The following is a 20,052-nucleotide window of genomic DNA, read 5'->3' as shown; positions in this document are numbered from 1 at the left end:
AGAGCCTGTTTAAAAAAGTAATAATAAAAAAGAGTAAGGGGAAAGAAATTGAATAAAAATTGCCATTTTAGAGTTGCAAAACAAAAAATATCAATGTATTCAACAGACTTAACCCAAACTCAGTGGCAATTTATAAAAAAAGTATTAGATTTTGATGACCGGAAGCGGAAATATGATTTACATATCATTTGGAATGCTATTCTGTATTTGGTAAAAACAGGTTGCCAATGGAGACTTTTACCTTCCGGCTTTCCTAAATGGCAATTGGTATATTATTATTACTCAAAATGGTCTAATCTGGAAGCCTTCGATTTATTATTATCAAAACTAGGGGAAAAGGTTCGGGTAAAAAGAGGTCAGAAAGCTACAGCAAGCCTGGGCATCATGGACAGTCAGAGTGTAAGATGGGGAAATAACCGTTCATTAAATAGCTTCGACGGACACAAAAAAGTAAAAGGAATCAAGAGACATGTAGTCGTAGATAAAAATGGATTCTTGTTAGCTGTTATGGTAGGGGCATCTAGTATTCATGACAGTAAATCGGCGGTATTACTAATGAAAATGCTGCAATATTTGCTGATCTCGCTTCAGGGAATCCTGGCGGACGGAGGCTACCGGGGAGATATTGTTGAAGAAATAAAAGCTAAGTTTGGGTACACCATTCAAATCGTTATGCGCAGTGGCAAAAAAGATAAAAAGTTTGAGCCCATTCATAAAAGATGGATTGTTGAACATACTTTTTCATGGTTTGATAATGACAGGAGGCTATGCAGAAATTATGAACTCCTGATGGAAACTTCTGAAAATATGGTCAAATTATCAGCCATAAAATTATTATTGAATAAAATCTAAACAGGCTCTAATATTTTCAAAAAGGCAAATAATCAAAATGATATTATTAATGAATTAAAATTGATTAAATCTAAAACTACACCAACATCATTATTGTTGATATTAAAAACATTGGGCAAAATTTCAATATCAGAAACTCAGCCAATTTTAAGTGAAATATTACAAGAATAAGTAGATTAAACACATTATAATATTCATTTTAAATGAAATAAAATAAAAAGAATTTTACTTTAGATTAAGCCGAATGTTCTATTTTATTAAGTAAAGTTTCTAAAAAAGATAAAACACGACACGTTTTGTCGCATTAAGCCTATATCTTTGTCTTATAAAATTAAACCATGAAACGCCTGGCGTTCCATTCGATAACATTAACGCAGCAGAGCTGCCATAAAATATACCCGGATGAAAAAAGATTTTTACCTGACAAGATACGCCCTGATTATCAAAAGACTGGAAAGTGCTCCCGCCACCTATTCACAGCTGGAGGACTATCTTCTTAACTCTTTCGAATTTCAGGATGCAGGGATCAAGAGTTATTCGATCCGTACGCTGCAAAGGGATATCCGGGAGATTTCGAATCTTTTCAACCTGTCCATTCACAATAAAAAGAAAGGGGACAACCGCTATTACATCGAGAGCCGCCCGATCATGGAAGTGGATGAGTACAACCAGAAATTACTGGAATCCTTTCAGGTCAGCAATGCCCTTAACGTTCATCCGGATTTTGCGGATTTCATCTTTTTTGAAAGCAGGAAACCAACCGGTGTTGAGCATTTTTACGATCTTTTCTTTGCCATCCGTAATAAAAGAATCGTTTCCTTTGAGCATTACAATTATAAAAATAAACTGATGACCTCCCGGAAAGTGCATCCTCTGGCCCTGAAGGAATCCAAAGACCGCTGGTACCTGATTGCCATTGACACGAAAGACAAAATGCTGAAATCCTTTGGTTTGGACCGCATCAATTACCTGGATGTCACGAAAAACCGGTTCAGGGAAAAATACAAATATAATTTCAGGGAGCACTTTAAAAATGCATTTGGGGTAATGAACCTAGCGGAACAGAACCCTGAGAAAATCAGTATCAAATGCAGCCGCCATCAGGGAGAATACATCAAAAGCTTTCCGCTTCACCAGTCCCAGAAAGCAATCAGGGAAACGCTGGAAGAAATTTTTTTCGAGTTTTTTCTTCATCCGACCTACGATTTTATGCAGGAGATTCTTTCGTACGGAAAAGAAGTGCAGGTTTTGGAACCGGAAGGCTTGGTGCAAGACATCCGTAGCCACCTTCAAGAGTCGCTAAACAGCTACCTGAACAGCTGAAAGGTCATCATATTTCAGAATATTTAATTACATTTACATAAATATATCAAAGTGAAACCTCTTTTTCTCTGTCTTTTCTGTATGATATCATCTCTGTGCTTTTCGCAGCAGTCAGAGGAATTCAGGAATGTAAAGAACTATTATAATCATCACCGCGTGCTTCTTAACAATGAGTTTAAGAAAAAGTATGATGCTGAGACCAATATCCTTTCCAAGAATGCCATAAAAGGTGATTTCGTCTTATTTATGAAAAAAATGGACAGTATAGAAAATGTTGCACTGATCGGAGCTTTGCTGAAAGTAAAAAACCTGGAAGACCTCGGAAAACTTCAAACCAGAAGACCAGAATCAGGCAACCAACCGGACCTCATCCCTACAACAGAAAAATCAGCAGACTATCCCGGAGGCATCAATGCATTGAGGCAGGAAGTAGCCAATCTTTTTTATACTGATGGCGTCTATGCAGAAGAAAAAACCGTAAAAGCCAATGTTGCTTTTATCGTGGAGAAGGACGGCACTGTCAGTAATGTTCAGGCCCAAGGAACTAATTTCACTTTTAACAGGCAGGCTGAAATCGCACTCTATTCCGTTTCTGAAAAGTTTTCTCCAGCAGTCTTTAAAGGCAGCGCCGTGAGATACCGTTTTAAACTTCCTCTAACCATGACTTTTGACTGATGTTTACCGACGAATATTTCATGAAAATGGCACTTAACGAAGCCGGAACCGCCTTAGAAAAAGATGAGGTCCCGATTGGCTGCGTGGTGGTTTCCAACAACCGCGTTATTGCGAGAGCCCATAATCTTACTGAAACATTAAACGACGTTACAGCCCATGCAGAAATGCAGGCTATCACTTCCGCTGCCAACTTTTTGGGCGGTAAATATCTGAAAAACTGCACATTATATGTAACACTAGAGCCTTGTGTCATGTGTTCCGGAGCGCTTTCCTGGTCACAGATCTCCAAAGTAGTGATCGGAGCAAGAGACGAACAGCGCGGATTCATCAATAAACACCTTACCCTTCACCCGAAAACGGAAATTGTCACCGGCATTATGGAACATGAATGCTCTTCTATTGTCAGAGAATTCTTTCAGTCGAAAAGGCGGTAATATATGGTTGAGGCTTCTTAACTTCAACCTTACTTTTATACTACAGCTCTTTTCCCAAAAAGTACAGTCCCTTCAATGTATGAAGCCGGTCCATCACATGGATTTTATCAGTCAGAGGCTTGTATACATGGGAAACTCCGCCTGTGGCTACGACAAAACAATCATCCTTTACTTCCTCATTAATCCTGTCAATAAAGCCTTCTACCATTCCTAAAAACCCATACACCATCCCGCTCTGCATACAGCTGACGGTATCCAGCCCCAATACGGTTTTAGGTTTTACCAGTTCGATTCCCGGAAGCTGTGCCGTCTGGCTGATCAGCGAATTTAGGGCCGTAATAATTCCTGGGGCGATAATAACACCTAATGTTTCACCGTCTTCCGCTACACAGCTTGCCGTAAGTGCCGTCCCGAAATCCAGCACGATTTTCTTTCTTCCCGGATAAAGGTTATGAGCCGCCACGAGATTGGCGTAAATATCCGTTCCCATCTGCTTGGATTTTGCCACAACGCCTGAAGGAGTATTTCGGTCTACAATAACAGGATCCAGATCATGGATCTTTTTAATGGCAGCATTCATCACCTTTGTCAGCTGAGGGACAACCGAACCGATAATTACTTTAGAAATTTCTTTGGGCTCAATTTTATAGGTCTGGTAAAGCATAGACATCTGGACATAGAGCTCGTCCGGTGTCCGGTACGGTTTTGTATTCACCACCCATGATACATCACAGTGGTCTTCATTAAAAAGCCCGAACCGGATATTGCTGTTTCCTATATTGATTACGATTGATTTCATTTATTTAATTTTCAATGAAAGAATATTTATTCCATGTAAAATTAATGATTCTTTTCTTTCTGAAATTCTGTTATTTTTATTTAACAAAATAATATCTTAGATTATGAGAATATCAGGACTAAGAAAACAATTAATTAGATCTATAGCCCAAAGCTTTTCCATGAAAAGCGGGTTCTAATCTTATTATTTTTCTTTGGCACCCATTCATTTTCACAAACGGCAGCTGCGGCCAAAGAAGTCTTTGGGAAAATAAAAAAAACAGCAAACGCTGATGGCAATAACAGAACCATCTACAATCTGCTGGATGAATTTTATATGCAGAACCTGCAGGCGGAAAATGATGAAATGAAACCTGAAACCATAGAGAAATCCGGAAACTGGCTTCATCAGATTCCAAGACAAAACATTCATTTTCTGACGCTGTTCTAATGCATCAGCAACACATTAAGACACAAATTCGCCACCTTTATTGTGACTGACTATAAACAGTGCTGGAAGATCAGGAAATGCCTAACTATTATACCTTGGCAGGAGACGCCACGATAAAAACCTACGATGCCGACAGTATGAATCTCTATAAGAAAGATTTTACTATACTGATCTTAATAACAAATCCCGAAGAAAATTTCTTCAGGATTTTAAGTTTTATGGCTGACTTCTACTTCAACTCAACTACATTATCTTCAGGATTTACATCTGCCATCCGCTGGCTGAGGTCAATTCCCAAAGCTGACAGCTGTGTTTTGGTGTAAGGAACCGTTATCGAATATTCTTTCTGCGTCCATGGCCAGTAAGGCATGGTTTTGAATTCACCGTAGATATCTTTCTCTTTCCAGGTATGGGTCATGTTCATCGGAATCTGGTAAGTAACCACTTTGTTATCCTTCGTAACAACACTGAAATCAACCGGCATCGGAACCTGGCCGTTATTCACCAAAGTTACCGTTGTTGATTTTGCATCGTATTTCACATCCTTAATGCCGTAGTCAATGGTCTTGGTGGTATTGATCCAGTAATGATGAAACCATTTTAGGTCCATTCCCGAAACTTTCTGGGCAACATGAAGGAAATCCCGGTCTGAAGGATGCTTTAATACCCACTGGCCATAATACTGTTTCACCGTTTCGTTTAAATTCTGCTCACCCATAATATAACCCAGCTGCACCAGGTATAATTCCCCTTTCACATAGGAAGCATAGGTATAAGAAGTCCCGTTGTCATGATGGTCTCCCAGCCAAACTGCAGGTTCTTCGATTCCTTTTTTAATAAAATTCCGGTATGCATTGACTGAATTCACAAACGGATTCGGAAGTGGCTGCTTCGGAGGAAACAGCTGATTCATCACATACCCTTCCGCATAGCTGGTAAACCCTTCATCCATCCACGGGCGCATCGGTTCGTTGGTGGCCAGCATCTGCTGGTACCATGAGTGGGCCCCTTCGTGAGCCATCAGTCCCATTAATCCTTCAATATTTTTGGCCTCCCCTAAGATCATGGTGCACATTCCGTACTCCATTCCGCCGTCACCGCCCTGGATGAAAGCATAGGTCGGATAAACATATTTCCCGAAGCGGGCATTCATCATCTGATAATATTTTGTAAGGTAAGGCTGTGCCTCCTCCCAGACTTTGGTTTTATCGTTATTCTGATAGACTAAAAACACTTTCGGGCCTTCAGGAACATCAAAGCTTTTCACGATATAATCCCTGTCAGCAGCCCAGGCGAAATCCAGCATATTTTTCGCGGTCCATCTCCATGTTGATTTTTTATCTTTTCCTGTCTTGATTTTTGCATTGGCATCATATCCTTTTACCTCCGAAGGATTTTCAAGGATTCCTCCTGCTCCGATTACATAATCTTTGTTGATTGCAATGGTTACATCAAAATCGGAAAACGGAGCATGAAATTCCCTTCCGATATAATCGAAAGTGGCCCAGCCATCGTAATCGTATTCCGCGATTTTAGGATACCACTGCGTCATCGTCATATCAACACCTTCCCTGTTGTTTCTTCCGCTCCGTCTGATCTGCTGAGGGATCACCGCATCCCAGTCCATGGTGAAAGTAGTGGTTGAATTCGGCTTGATCGGTTCGGCAAGATAGACTTTCATCACCGTTTCCTGAACCTCGAATTTCAGCGTTTTGCCGTTCTGTCTGATCCAGTGGATATTCTGTGCGCCTTCTTCATTTTTAGGAATTGAAGCCAGTCTCGAAATACCGTCTTTCTGCAATCTTGAATCCCCGTTTTCCCCCTGGCCTGCTACCCGCTGGTCCATCATGGAATTGGGTTTAAAAGTGTTCCAGTACAAATGAAAGTATACCACATTCAATTCGTCCGGTGAGTTGTTGGTATATTCCAAAGTCTGATTTCCCTGGTAGGTAAATTTTTCTGCATTCACATCAATATCCATCTTATACTTCGCAGCCTGCTGATAATAAGGCCCCTGTTGTGCCTGAAGCTGAGAAATGACAAACGCAAAAAGGATCGCAACCGATTTCTTCATTTAAAATTTATTTTTTTCTAAAGATAAGTATTTAAAATAAAAACCTAGAATATGAGGTACGCCGGGATTTTTTTTGATATGGTTTAGATGAATTTCAATTGAGCATGTTAAAAATTTCCCCATAAACTTTACAGATAGTATGTGCAGAATACCCTGTGAAATCCGCAGGACAAAAACAAAAAACCTCAAATGCAGAAAATCTGAGGTTATATGTAATTTAAAAGGATAATTATTTAAGAAAAAAGTTCCTTTTTACTGCTTCGTAAAATCTTTTCAAGAATTCTTAAGGTGATCAGATAGGTTGGTTTCACACCGCTAAGGCCTAATCCTCCTGAAGAAAGCGTGCTTCCCGTTTCCAATGGATTGTCTGAAGCGTAATACGCATAGCAGACAAATAGATCCGGCGTAATATGATGCCTGATTTTAGACGCTACCTGAATGGCTTTCTGATAATGGGCGCCTTCCATTTCAAGCCCGATGGCTTTCCATGAAGTATTCATAAAATAAGAGAGAATATCCCTGTTCTGTAGGGAAGTTCCCAATACGGTAATCATCGGGCCTTCAAACGCTTTTAATTCATCGTCTTTAAAATCTTCCAGCTTCAGGGCATTTTCAAAAGGATAGTTGTCTGCCGTTCCTTCAAAGATATGGGAGGTAGGAATCATAACATCCCCTTTTCCGCCTTCCAGAATTCCCGCTTTTCCCATAATGGAAACCGATTTCACCTTCATCATATACACCTCGCCTTTCTGTTCGAAAGGCCTCAGCAATTCGTCCATCACTTCAAAAGCCTGCTCACCGAAAGCATAATCAAAAACCATGATTACATCGTCCCCGTCATAATTCAGATGCCCGAAAGGCGTATGCTTCAGGTTAGTTTTGCTTAAATCAATGATCTGGACATCAATATTACTTCCGCTCTTATCGTTGATGTAAATCATTCCTTCCTCAACCGCAAACTTGGAAACTTTATCGCGGAGTTCTTTTTTGTCTGAAATATCACCGTAGAGCTTGTAATCCACTTCCTTCGGATCCTTTTTCTTTAAGGCATTATTGGCATACAGCATATTTTTCACAGAATGCATATTCGCTGAAATAATATGCAGCGGACGCATGTGAAGGTTATTTTCATACAGGACATCCTTTACTTTATTGGCCCATTTCTCCCCGAAATAATGATGCCCCACCCTTTCCTTTAATATGGCACTGAAATGAATTTCTCGTTCCCGGGTCTGTTTGGCATCCTCCAGGCTTACCTTGCCCAGATTGTAAATGATTTTAAATAAGCGGTCCGGATTGTCATCGTCCCCGAATGTATTGTAAGCCCTTAAAGTTTCGTCAAACGTTCTTCCTATTAAAGAAGACAGATGAATCAGAGCGACTTCCTTCTCTCTTCTGCTGAATTTCTTTTCGCCTTTTACTACTTCTTCAATGATTTTAAAAGCCCGTGTCGGCTTCCAGTTTTCATCCTGAGTAAAGGCCAGATTCCTGATTTTATCGGCTTCTATAAATAAAAAGGTTAAGTGGGTAAGGATATCATAAATTTCGGAACGCCCTAAAAGAACTTCAATATTCATCTGGTGCTCATCGATCCTGTAGCAGTTCCTTCTTCTTTTTTTCGGCACAATAGGCTCAAAACTTCCTTTGTCAAATCCTTCGTCTGAGGTAAGGTGAATAAAAGCACATTCTTCAATTCCCTCCGGAAGCCTGTCTAAAACATACATCAAACCATCAAGCTCCAGTTTGCTTGGAATACTCATGGTGCCATAAATTTCAGGATTGATCGTTTTCAACAAACTTCTAATGCTTTCTCCTGAAACTCCGCCTGGCTTGAAAAAACCTCTATAAAACAGGTGTCTCATAGAAATGTACAGTCTTTCAATAGCCTCGGTAGTTTCTCTTGCTCTAGAATTTGTCATATATTAAATTTTTTATAAAAAGTCTGCTAAGTTACAAAAAATATATTTAATTTTTTAACCTGTTTTAAATCAGACGATTACCATTCAAATCAAATTTTCAAATGTTTTAAAATTAATATTTACCATCATAATTAGAAAGAAAACTGGAATAAGTTTTATTCATATTGTAAAAAAGACAAATTTAAAATTCTTAAAACCTGTCTCTCAATTCAAAAGTGCAGCAGGAATTTTAAAATTAATTGATTTTCTCTAATTTTTTCAATTCCTCCTCTACTTTGTCAAAACTTACTTTTTCTATCGTTTTCATTAATTTTCTATTCGTATACAACTGCAAAGTATAGGTGTTATTTTGTGTAGACGTAATTAGAATTCCGTCTTTTGGTTTCCCTTTGGAATCTATTTGAATTCCAGTGATGACGTGTTTATCATCAGTTTCTTCAACGAATTTATCATTTGAAATTTTTTCTGCCAACGTGTTGAAATTCTCCTGAATAGTTGAAGTTTCTTTTACAATCGTATAGACCTTATAAAAGAGTTCAGTTCCTTCGCTTGATTCTATCGACTCATCCAGCGCATCTGTCGTCGTTGAGATTATTTTTCCGTTTTGCTCATGATAAATAATAATTCCTTCCTTATATTTTGACTCTAAATAATCTTTCCTCGTGGTGTCTATTATTTTTCCATCAATAGAAAGTGCTTTATTAAAAGTGCTTTTGGATTGCTCAACTTTAATTTCGGCCTTTCTGTTTGCCTGCATGTCGCTGATTTCAATCGCATTATTTTTCAGTTCAAAATGAAGCCTGTTAAAATAGTGCATTGCAAAAAGATCCCAATCAAAGGCTTGCAGAACCCCATTCTTCCAATATTTGGAAGTAAATTGTTTTTTGTTCAAAACATACTCAACACCATCATATATTTTCCTGTCTTTGTATACAGATTTAATATTATAAGACTGATGCCTGAAATTATCCATGTTTTTCAGGTAATCATTTGAATATTGAAATTTAGCAATCCCGTTTTCAAAATAATTAACCTGCTTAAATTCTCTGCTGGCATCCGTTTCGAAATATCCCGAAAAAGGCTTCCCGTTTTTAAAAACACCTTCATAAGAATCCTGCGGCTGCTCTGTAATAACAAAAGAATAATCTTTTATTTTTGCAAGGCTTCCGTTCTCGTAAAACTTTTGCTTCTGTATATTATTCTGTTCTCTGCTGTAACTGTCTGTATACAGGGTTTGCTCTGCGATTTTTCCATTCCTGAAGACAGAAATTTTCTCCCCTTCGATCAAAGTACCATTATAAGGCTCGTCGTCTTTATATTCTAAAGTAGCTACCGCCTTATTATCATTATAAAAAACAGTTGCTCCATTGAGCTTTTCATTTTGGATGGTGTAGGTTTTTTCTATATTGTCCAGCCTGTAACTGAAAATTTTCTGCAGTCCTTTTTTCCTGAAATTTTCCACGGAAATTAATTCTGCCAGACTATTGCCGGTTTCCACAACAAAAGTTCCGTTATAAGCCTTCCCGTTTTTATATATCCCTTTTGCTACGATAAAGCCCTGTTCGTTTTTCGCAACGGCTTCACCTTCTTTTACTCCGTTTACATAATTCAAAGTGACATTAATATCACCGATTCTTTCTTCAAAATTTCCATTAAAAGAATTTCCCTCCTTATAGATCCGTTTGTTTTTTACTGATCCGTTTTCGGAGAACGCTGTTTCTTCACCTTCTTTTACGCCCATAGCATAATTGCTTTCCAGGGTAACACTTCCGTTTGGAAAATAGTTAATTTCCTTTCCCGATTTTAATGTATTAATAAAATTTGAGGTAGATTTTATGCCGGTTGCAAAATTATTCCGGAGGAAATATTGATATTCAGTACCGTTTGAAATACTTCTTCCGTATTTTTCAAAATGATGATTATTCAAGGTCTGCACTAACTTCCCGGACTTGTCATAATTTCTCTGTTGGACAAGCTCCAATTGATATGATTGAATACTGTATATTTTTTCCTGAGCCATATGGCGGGAATTTTTCCAGAATATTTTACGGGTAATCGTTTTTCCGCCTTTCTTCTGCTGCGTTTTTGATGATTCAGGATAAATCATTGGTAACGGCTCTACGGCTACTGTTACCGTCTGAGTTGTCGTATCATGATCAGAGGCATTATATTCATAATCATCAATTGTTTCAAAATCTCCTCCTGCAGGTTTTCCTTCCGTATAGTTTCCTTTCATTAAGACCTCCCCATTCTCGTCAAAAATGACAGTTTCACCATCTTTTACCCCATTTTTATACTGAACTTTTTTCCGGACTTTACCATTAGCATGGTAATATACTAAGGTAAGGTTTTTGGTATCATTGCGGTATTGCCTAAAACTGCTGTCATTCCCATTTTCATCATACCATATAATATCTCCGACATAAGCATCTTCATTATTTTTCAAAGTATACCCTTCAAATTGCGGCGTTCCGTCAATATAAAAATCTTGCAGCAGGACCAGATCACCCAGTTGCTTTAATGGCATTAAGCGATAAAACGAAGCCTCTGCCTTTGTGGTAACTTCCCAGTCTTTATCATAATATATAGAATCTGATTTTTGACAAAACAGCATTTGACAAATCAAAAAAGCAGCAAGAAGAACATTTTTTTTAATCATTTGAATATGAATTTATTCAAAAATAAGGATTCTTGAGTTCATATTTACTTTTAAAATTAAAAAGGGTATATATTCATAAAATACCCATAATATAGTAAGGGTTGATTTAAGTTTTATTTAATTTAATAATTAATTATTATAAAAAAATAAGGGGTGTTTCAGTTTTAATTTAATTTTTTTGTAAATTTGCCCCCATAAAATAAACCTTATATGTCAACTTTAAGATTCAAAGCATTAGAAACTTTACCATTCAAGGACTTCAGAAGAGATAACTCGGTTGATGTCCCTGTGAAATTATCAGAACTGTTCTGCCAGAATGTTTTCTCAGAAGAAACCATGAGAGAATATTTGACAAAAGAAGCATTTCAGTCTATCTTGGATGCCATGAAAAAAGGCAGCAAGATCCAGAGACATATTGCAGACCAGGTAGCAGTTGCGATGAAAGACTGGGCCATGAGCAAAGGTGTAACCCACTATACCCACTGGTTTCAGCCATTGACAGGAAGCACTGCTGAAAAGCATGATTCATTCTTCACGCCTATTGAAGGAGGCAGAGCTATTGAAAGATTCAGCGGGAACTTATTGATCCAGCAGGAGCCTGATGCCTCTTCTTTCCCGAACGGCGGAATCAGAAATACTTTTGAAGCCAGAGGATATACCGCATGGGATCCTACTTCACCGGCTTTCATTATGGGAACCACTTTATGTATTCCATCTATTTTCATTTCTTATACCGGAGAAACTTTAGACTATAAAGCCCCTCTTTTAAGAGCTTTGAATGCTGTAGACGAAGCTGCAACCAACGTAATGCAGTATTTTGATAAAAATGTAACCAAAGTAACACCTACTTTAGGTTGGGAGCAGGAATATTTCCTTGTTGATTCAGCATTGTTTCAATCCCGTCCGGATCTGGTTTTAACTGGTAAAACTTTATTGGGGCATTCCCCTGCAAAAGGACAGCAATTGGATGACCATTATTTCGGTTCTATCCCTACAAGGGTAATGAACTTCATGAAAGAACTGGAAATCGAATGCATGAAACTGGGAATTCCGGTAACGACAAGACACAACGAGGTAGCCCCGAACCAATTTGAGCTGGCGCCGATGTTTGAAGAAGTGAACGTTGCGGTAGACCACAACTCTTTACTGATGGATGTTATGGCAAGAATTGCACACAGGCACCATTTCCATATTTTATTCCACGAAAAACCTTTCGCAGGGGTAAACGGAAGCGGAAAGCACAACAACTGGTCTTTAGCGACCGACACCGGTGAAAACCTGTTAAGCCCGGGAAAAAACCCTAAGAAAAACTTACAGTTCTTAACGTTCTTTGTGAACACGATTAAAGCCGTTCACGAATATGCAGACCTTTTAAGAGCGAGTATTGCTTCTGCAAGCAATGACCATAGGCTGGGAGCCAACGAAGCCCCGCCGGCAATTATTTCCGTATTTATCGGAAGCCAGTTGTTCAGAGTATTGGAAGAACTGGAAAAAGTAACGGAAGGAAAACTTTCACCGGACGAAAAGACAGATTTAAAATTAAATGTAGTTGGAAAAATCCCTGAAATCTTGTTGGATAACACTGACAGAAACAGAACGTCTCCTTTTGCCTTTACCGGAAACAAATTTGAGATCAGGGCGGTTGGTTCTTCTGCAAACTGCGCAGAATCCATGACGGTAATGAATACCATTGCCGCAAAACAGTTAAATGATTTCAAAAAAGAGGTTGATGCTTTAATTGAAAAAGGTCTGAAGAAAGACGAAGCCATCTTTAATATACTGAGAGAATACATCAAGCAGTGTAAGAACATTATGTTTGAAGGTGACGGATATTCTGATGACTGGGCAGTTGAAGCTGAAAAGAGAGGCCTGAACAACTGGAAAACCACTCCTGAAGCATTGAAGCAGGAAATGAATCAGAAATTCCTTGATCTGTATGAAGAAATGGGAATCTTCAATCACAGAGAAGTGGAGGCAAGAAACGAGATTAAATTAGAAAAATATTCTACGGTCATTGATATTGAAGCCAGAGTATTGAGTGATATCGCAAGAAACCACATCATTCCTTCCGCTTTAAATTATCAAAACAGGCTGATTGAAAATGTAAAAGGTCTTAAAGATATTTTTGAAGAAAAAGAATTCAGGACGCTGGCTAAAGAACAGATGAGTTTAATTACCCAGATTTCCGGAAATATTTCTAAAATCAAATTGGGTGTTGAAAATCTTATGAAAGCCCGGGAGACTGCAAAAACAACGCCTGAAAGCCAGAAGCAGGCAGAAATGTACTGTACAAGTGTAATCCCTTTATTTGATCAGATCAGAGAAGCTTCTGATGATCTTGAAATGATGGTGGATGATGAGCTTTGGCCGATGACCAAATACAGAGAAATGTTATTTACAAAGTAACATTTGTAAAGTTCCATATTAATGAAACCCTCCGGTATTCCGGAGGGTTTTTATTGTATTTAAGATTCTGAAAGATAGAGTTATGAATTAATCATATGATTACAAAAGGAAATACGAATAATTATGTTAAAGAATCTTAATAAAAAAAACCGCTAACTCACCTGAAACAGGCAGTTGCGGTTTATTTTTCTTTAACATACTTAAGTAATACGTTAAAATGTGTTAAAAACAGAACCTGATAATAATCATATCGGAGTCCTTTTAAACGGAATACATATTTTTGTACTGCTTTTGAAAATACTAATCCTTATTTATTTAACACGGTAATCAAATATATATGAAGAAAAGAGTTTTGTTTTATTTAGTTGCTTTTGTGTCTACAGTATCGTTACAATCGTGTGTTACCAACTACGTTGTTTCAAAACCAGCAACTTATGCTAAAGAATACAAATCAGATGCCAAACTTGCCTCCATCGAAACCAATAAAATGGAGCAGGATAAACAACAGCTGATCAATTCATTTCTTGCAGAAAAAGCAGCCAGTTTAGCAAATGCTAAAAATACCATTAAAAATTCTGAGGTTGCCAAAGCAATCCGACACAATAAAACAGTAGATAATATCTTAACGGAAGCTCAAACTTATTTGGGGACTCCTTACCGATACGGAGGAATGACAAGAAACGGTATTGACTGTTCAGCATTCGTTCTTTCAGTATTCGGTGCAGCAGCAGGCCTTAGCTTACCCAGAGTAGCAGCCTCTCAGTCTCAGGAAGGAGAAAAAATTGAAAAAGAAAATCTTCAGAAAGGTGACCTGATTTTCTTTTCTCACGGAAGAAGAATTTCTCACGTCGGTATCGTAGAAAGCGTAACTGAAGAAGGTGAGATTAAATTTATTCATGCGGCCACTTCAAAAGGAGTTATGATTTCATCACTCAACGACTCTTATTGGGGACCAAAATACAGATTCGGAAAAAGAATCATCAATGAAAACGGAGAAGCTTACAATAACATGGCAGCAACCACTCCGGCATCAAGCGGAACAAGTTTTTAATTTTGAATAATTGATTTAAATAATGAAACCATCGGGATCTCCTGATGGTTTTTTGTTTTACTCCTTATTCTTGCAGCTAACAATTAATTCATACCATCAGCTGTTTTTATCGATTTCTATATCAAGAAAGGAAAGAAGGCCGTGAATTTCAGAACGTGAAAATTTTGCCTTTTTAAGCCTGTTCTGAGAAGAGTTTATGGAATAATTAACGGATGTCCTGAAATCTGCCTTTTCAAGATTTGTTTTATCGAAAACCGCACCGGAAAAATCACAGCTATTAAATATCGAATTTGATAAATCGCATTCCGTAAAATCCACATCTGTTAATTTTGAATACACAAAAGAAGTTTTCTTTACAGAAGTTTTATAAAAAACAGAACTGTTCAGTAAGCAGTGGTCAAATTTAAATGACAACCCGAATTCATTGCAGTCATTAAAAAGGAGCCCGAACATCTTGCATTCTTTAAAAACCACTTCACGGAAAGCTGTGGAAACAAGTTTTACCATACTGAGGTTACAGCCGATAAATTCACAGTCGTTAAAGCTGAAACCGGAAAAATCAGCATATTCAAAATTACAGTTCCGGAACACACAGTTTTCATATTCACCTTTTTCCAATGGCTGCTGCTTGCAATCCAGGGTTTCGAAATTCTGACCGGAGATATATACGGGTTTCATAAATAGTTTAAGATGAGGTTAAATTTTTTGCTGAAAAAATTATTAACGGTACAGATTTTAACGGAAATTAAAGAATGTAGCAATTTACATCTCTCTGACGTACAGCCTTTATTCTTTACACCAGGCTGTTCTTATCCGAATAATTCAGTTTGAAGAAGATAAAGGTCATCATCGAAAATGCCAGTAATGAACTTCCTCCGTAGCTGAAGAAAGGCAAAGGGATCCCCACTGTCGGAAAAAGCCCCATAACCATCCCTAAATTGATGGTAAAGTGCATCAGGAGGATCGAAGCAAAACAATAGCCGAAGACGCGGTTAAAACCGGATTTTTGCTGTTCAGCCAGATAATAGATCCGCCCGATAAAAACCATATAACAAAGAATCAGGACAGCACTTCCTGCGAAGCCCCACTCTTCCCCAACCGTACAGAAAATATAATCCGTTTCCTGTTCAGGAACAAATTTCCCCTGGGTTACGGAACCTTCACGGTACCCTTTTCCAAAAAGCCCGCCGGAACCGATGGCTGTTTTCGAGTATAATAAATTATAACCGGATGTATCCCTGAATGCTTTTTCCCCTTTGTATAAAACTTCAATTCTTTCCCGCTGGTGTTTGGGCAATTTTTCTAAAATATAAGGTGAACCGAAAGCCAGTCCGCATAAAACCACTACAGATCCCGCAATGCCTGAAATGGAAATCACATTCCATGACATTTTGTAATAATTCATCGCAATCCAGCCTCCTATAATAACGACAATCGTAAGGGCAACCCAGATAGGGTCAACCGCTAAAGAAATGAGAAAGACCCCGGCAAAAAGGAATCCGACCCCGAACAATAAGCCGTTAAGACCTTCACGGTATAATGCAATAAAAAATGCAATGAAAACCAGCATCGAACCGACATCCGGAATCGCCAGCACGACCACTGCAGGCACTCCTACAATAGCTAATGTTGTTAAAAGGGATTTCCTGTTTTTCAGATTGAATTCCGGTCCGGAAACATAATTGGCCAGCATTAGGGCCGTCCCGATTTTGGCAAACTCTACCGGCTGCATGGTAAAGCTCCCGAATTTATACCAGTTTTTCTGACCGAGGATTTCTTTCCCGAAAGGAAAAAGACCGATCAGAAGCAAAACACCGCCAATATAAATGATTCCCGACATATTTTCAAAGAACTTGCTCCTCCCGACGAAAATTACCAGTCCCACAAACAGGGAAATGCCGAAAAAAATCAATTGCTTTTCTCCGAGTTTCTGGTCAACACTGTAAATATTTGCGATCGCGAAGATGCAAAGCAAAAAATACAAGCCCAGACCTAATTTATCTATTCCTTCTGCCCATTTCATTGCTTAACGGTTTTTGTCTTTTTGGCATTCTTCGTTTCCTCGTCTATCTTCTTCTTAAGTTTTGCCTTTTGCTCTTTAATGAAATTCAGACTGTCCTGAATTCTTTTCTGTTTAATGGAGTCTTCACTCGGCTTGTAAAGGCCTTTACGTTTCAGATCGGCAACCCACTGTCTTTTATATTCAGGCATGAAACTCGAAGTGATCATTTTTTTGTACAGGTGTTCACGCTTTAGATCACCGGTAATAAACTTTTCAGCAATGACCGTTGCGGCCGGGCCTGCCCATGTAGCTCCGAATCCTGCATGTTCCATAACTGCGGCAACCACAATTTTAGGCTTGTCAGCCGGAGCAATCAGTACAAAGATGGAATTATCTTTCCCCTGCGGAACCTGCGCGGTACCGGTTTTTGCCAGCTGTGTGAAATCACTGGATTTTAATCCGTGTGCCGTCCCTCTTAATACCACTGCTTCCATCCCTTTTAAAACCGGATCGAAATGTTTTTTATCAACCAGGGTCTGGTGTTTCTTTTTAAATCTCGGGTCGGGATTCGGTTTTCCGTCAATTGCTTTCACAATGTGAGGCGTGTAATACCAACCTTTATTGGCAATGGCCGCTACGTAATTCGCCAGCTGAAGAGGCGTTACTAGGACATCACCCTGACCCATTCCGTTGTAGATGGCTCCTGTTGACATTTCGTCCCAGTTTTTATAATCCTTTCTGGTGGATCCGCTGGCTTTAATTATGGCTTTAAATCTTTTTTCATAGAAGTCTCCTGAAGGGATACTTCCTCTCGCTCCAACGGCAAAATCATTATTTAAAAATTCCCCGACCCCGAAGCTGCTCATGATTTTTTTCCATTCATCTACCCCTTTTGAAGGATTTCCGGGATATTTTTTAATGATGGCAATGAAAGCATACGTGAAAAAACAGTTACTGGATACCTGAATAGAGGGAATCAACGGATCCGCTCCGCCATGACCTTTAATTCTTTTTCCTTTATAATAAAATCCGCCTCCACATGGAAAAATAGTATTCTCATCCATCACGCCCATCTGCATGGCCGCCAAGGCAGTTAACAGTTTAAACGTGGAACCCGGAGGGTAAGCTGCTTGTAAAGAGCGGTCGAAAGTCGGTTTGTTTTCGTAAATCGTATCTTTAGATAACGCGTATAAATTCTTTGATTTATTAGGTCCTGTGAATATGTTCGGATCAATATCCGGGCCCGTAGCCGCTACCAGCACTTCACCGGTGTTCGGATCTATGGCAACAATGGCACCGTGCTTATTAACGAGCATTTCTTCGGCCATTCTCTGCAGGTCATAGTCTATGGTCAGGGTAATATCCTTTCCGGTAATCACATCTTTATCCAGCGTCCCGTTTTTATAAGGACCTACGTTCCGGAGCTTGATATCTTTCTGAATATACTTTATTCCCTTGACCCCCCGAAGCTCTTTTTCATAGGCTTTTTCGATTCCGGTCTTACCTATAAAATCTCCCGGAAGGTAATACGCAGAATCTTTTTTAATTTCTTTTTCATTCACCTCACTGGTATATCCCAAAAGATTTCCGGAAGTGGAGACTTCATACTGCCGTTGTGGCCTCGAAACAATACTGAAGGCAGGATATTTAAATATAATTTCCTGGACCCTGGCAATATCTTCTCTGCTCAGATCCTTGATAAAGGTCATGGGAGTAAGCTTGGAATAGTATTTTTCTTTTTTAATAATATTGATTCTTTTAATGAAATCGGGTTTTCTGATTTTCATTAAGCTGCAGAAAGCCAGTGTATCAAAATCAGGCTTCATCAGGGCCTGGGTAAATGATATTTCATAGGCTGGCTGGTTTCCGACCATAATCTTCCCGTTTCTGTCGAAGATGACGCCACGCTGTGGAATGACGTATTCTGTTTTAATGGAAGTATTCGCGGCATTCAATGCATACCGGTCTGTAAATAACTGCAGATAAGAAAGCCTCGCCACGAAAATCAGGGCGATAACAATAAGAACGGAAAAAATTTTTAAATAACGTGTGTTCAAACTTTTTGTTTGATTTTAAATATTAATGCATAAATAACAATAAAGACAAATGAAATAATGCTCGTTACCAATACATTAAATAATATTTCAAAAAACCGGCTCAGCTTAAAGAACTCTATATACTGTACCAAAAGCTGATGTAAAAAGATACTTGAAAATAAAAACAGCAAAAACTGCGCCCATTGAAGGGACTGAAAAGAAAAGAAATCGGTGGAAGTATCGGTAGAGGTCCTGAAAATCAAAGTTCTGAAATAAGCAATCAGTGTGGTGGCAAAGGCATTGATCCCTCCTGAATACAAGAGGATGTCAATAGACAAACCGATCAGGAAGCTTAAAGCCAAAAACTGAAATTTATTTCTGAAAAAAGGATAAAACATGACAAACACCGGATATAATACCGGCGTATACTTCCCGAAAATGGTAATCCTGTTCAGTACAAAAATCTGTAGCGCCACCAGGAAGACCATAATTACGATATCTGTAAATAATGTTCTGCTAATCATTTTCCTTTTTTATCACAGTCTGTAAGGTATCCTCAATTTTCTGTACTTCGGCTTTTTTAAGGTTCTTAACTACATATACCTTGTTCAGGGTTCCCATTTTCTCACTTAATTCAACTGAAATATCCCAGAATCCTGTTTTATTGTCAACGGAATAGCCAGCAACAGTACCGATCATTACCCCTTTCGGGAAAATAGCCGATTTACCGTCTGTCACAACGGTATCTCCGATTTTCAGCGCAACATACTTGGGAATATCCGCCAGATGCATCACGCGGGAGTTATCGCCGTTCCAGGTTAAGGTACCGAAGTACCCGGAGCTTTTAAGGGCTGCATTGATCCTGATTTTGTTAACACTTAAAACCGACTGAACTAAAGCATAACTGTCTGTAGAATTAATGACGATTCCCGCAATTCCTTTGGGAGACATAACGCCCATTTGAGGAAATACACCGTCCCGACGGCCTCTGTTAATGGTAAAGTAATTGTTTCTTCTGTTGATGCTGTTGAAAACGATCTCGCCATCCACAAAAGTATAAATCTGTCCACCACCCAATGTATCATGCACTTTTCTGAACTGTGGGTTTTTTGCACCCTGCTTTCCGTAAAGTTCAAGCATCAGGGCTTTGTTTTGGATTACAAGATCTTCATTGATCTGTTTTAACTTAAGATACGAAACCCCTTCATCGATGTAGCCTGAAACCCATGAATTCAGCGCGGCCGACTGACCCGCAATCCAGGATTTCTGCATCGCATTTTTAGAGAATATCAGCACCAGAGCAATGATTTGCAGAAATATAAAGAAAGCGAAAAGCGCATTCTTCGAAAATAATCTCAGCAAAAATCCCATTCAGATATATTCGTAAAAGTTA

General features: G+C 38.8%; 15 protein-coding genes. 6 read left to right on the top strand and 9 right to left on the bottom strand.

Annotation, left to right across the window (positions count from 1 at the left end; all coding sequences use genetic code 11):
- Nucleotides 1–93 precede the first annotated feature (93 nt).
- From H561_RS0118670 to H561_RS0118655, 4 genes are all read left to right on the top strand, one after another.
- Nucleotides 94–852 carry an IS5 family transposase gene (locus H561_RS0118670; RefSeq protein WP_027388379.1) on the top strand — a complete coding sequence of 253 codons (759 nt, stop codon included), beginning with the start codon at nt 94–96 and terminating at the stop codon, nt 850–852.
- Between the two features lie 402 nt (nt 853–1,254).
- Nucleotides 1,255–2,175, top strand: coding sequence for a helix-turn-helix transcriptional regulator (locus tag H561_RS0118665; RefSeq protein ID WP_027388378.1), 921 nt, complete (start codon nt 1,255–1,257; stop codon nt 2,173–2,175).
- Between the two features lie 81 nt (nt 2,176–2,256).
- Nucleotides 2,257–2,850: an energy transducer TonB gene (locus H561_RS0118660; RefSeq protein WP_027388377.1), complete on the top strand. Its 594-nt coding sequence runs from the start codon at nt 2,257–2,259 to the stop codon at nt 2,848–2,850.
- The gene (locus H561_RS0118655; RefSeq protein ID WP_027388376.1) at nt 2,850–3,284 is read left to right on the top strand and encodes a nucleoside deaminase; all 435 of its coding nucleotides are present in this window, start codon (nt 2,850–2,852) and stop codon (nt 3,282–3,284) included. Before H561_RS0118660 ends, H561_RS0118655 begins: the two co-directional genes overlap by 1 nt.
- Before the next feature lie 40 nt (nt 3,285–3,324).
- Here H561_RS0118655 and H561_RS0118650 read toward each other — a convergent pair whose 3' ends face one another.
- The 4 genes from H561_RS0118650 to H561_RS0118620 form a co-directional block, all read right to left on the bottom strand.
- Nucleotides 3,325–4,083 carry a type III pantothenate kinase gene (locus tag H561_RS0118650; protein ID WP_027388375.1) on the bottom strand — a complete coding sequence of 253 codons (759 nt, stop codon included), beginning with the start codon at nt 4,081–4,083 and terminating at the stop codon, nt 3,325–3,327.
- Between the two features lie 658 nt (nt 4,084–4,741).
- Entirely contained in the window at nt 4,742–6,586 is a 1,845-nt protein-coding gene (locus tag H561_RS0118635) for a M1 family metallopeptidase (RefSeq protein WP_027388374.1), read from the bottom strand.
- A 233-nt stretch (nt 6,587–6,819) separates the two neighbouring features.
- Complete coding sequence (locus tag H561_RS0118625; RefSeq protein WP_027388373.1) at nt 6,820–8,505, bottom strand: DUF6909 family protein; 1,686 nt, start codon at nt 8,503–8,505, stop codon at nt 6,820–6,822.
- A gap of 235 nt (nt 8,506–8,740) precedes the next feature.
- Nucleotides 8,741–11,119: a toxin-antitoxin system YwqK family antitoxin gene (locus H561_RS0118620; RefSeq protein WP_162143036.1), complete on the bottom strand. Its 2,379-nt coding sequence runs from the start codon at nt 11,117–11,119 to the stop codon at nt 8,741–8,743.
- A 255-nt stretch (nt 11,120–11,374) separates the two neighbouring features.
- Here H561_RS0118620 and H561_RS0118615 point away from each other — a divergent pair, with 255 nt between their 5' ends.
- Together H561_RS0118615 and H561_RS0118610 are read left to right on the top strand one after the other, a co-directional pair.
- On the top strand, nt 11,375–13,570 hold the full coding sequence (locus H561_RS0118615; protein ID WP_027388371.1) for a glutamine synthetase III family protein: 2,196 nt from the start codon (nt 11,375–11,377) through the stop codon (nt 13,568–13,570).
- Nucleotides 13,571–13,907: 337 nt separating this feature from the next.
- Nucleotides 13,908–14,621 (top strand): C40 family peptidase, encoded by a 714-nt coding sequence (locus H561_RS0118610; RefSeq protein ID WP_027388370.1) that lies wholly within the window; start codon nt 13,908–13,910, stop codon nt 14,619–14,621.
- A gap of 96 nt (nt 14,622–14,717) precedes the next feature.
- On the opposite strand, the gene H561_RS0118605 is transcribed toward H561_RS0118610, so the two are convergent.
- The 5 genes from H561_RS0118605 to mreC form a co-directional block, all read right to left on the bottom strand.
- A complete protein-coding gene (locus H561_RS0118605; RefSeq protein WP_027388369.1) occupies nt 14,718–15,299 on the bottom strand; it encodes a pentapeptide repeat-containing protein in 582 nt (193 codons plus the stop codon).
- Between the two features lie 115 nt (nt 15,300–15,414).
- Entirely contained in the window at nt 15,415–16,644 is a 1,230-nt protein-coding gene (rodA, locus tag H561_RS0118600; RefSeq protein ID WP_027388368.1) for a rod shape-determining protein RodA, read from the bottom strand.
- Nucleotides 16,641–18,680 carry a penicillin-binding transpeptidase domain-containing protein gene (locus H561_RS0118595; protein WP_027388367.1) on the bottom strand — a complete coding sequence of 680 codons (2,040 nt, stop codon included), beginning with the start codon at nt 18,678–18,680 and terminating at the stop codon, nt 16,641–16,643. Before H561_RS0118595 ends, rodA begins: the two co-directional genes overlap by 4 nt.
- Nucleotides 18,677–19,183, bottom strand: a complete 507-nt coding sequence (locus H561_RS0118590) for a hypothetical protein (RefSeq protein ID WP_027388366.1) — start codon at nt 19,181–19,183, stop codon at nt 18,677–18,679. Before H561_RS0118590 ends, H561_RS0118595 begins: the two co-directional genes overlap by 4 nt.
- Complete coding sequence (mreC, locus tag H561_RS0118585; protein ID WP_027388365.1) at nt 19,176–20,030, bottom strand: rod shape-determining protein MreC; 855 nt, start codon at nt 20,028–20,030, stop codon at nt 19,176–19,178. Before mreC ends, H561_RS0118590 begins: the two co-directional genes overlap by 8 nt.
- Between the last annotated feature and the right edge of the window lie 22 nt (nt 20,031–20,052).

Source organism: Chryseobacterium gregarium DSM 19109 (genome assembly GCF_000430845.1).
Lineage (GTDB): Bacteria > Bacteroidota > Bacteroidia > Flavobacteriales > Weeksellaceae > Chryseobacterium > Chryseobacterium gregarium.
The sequence above is the reverse complement of the archived record's forward strand: the minus strand, read 5'-3'. Positions and strand labels throughout refer to the sequence as shown.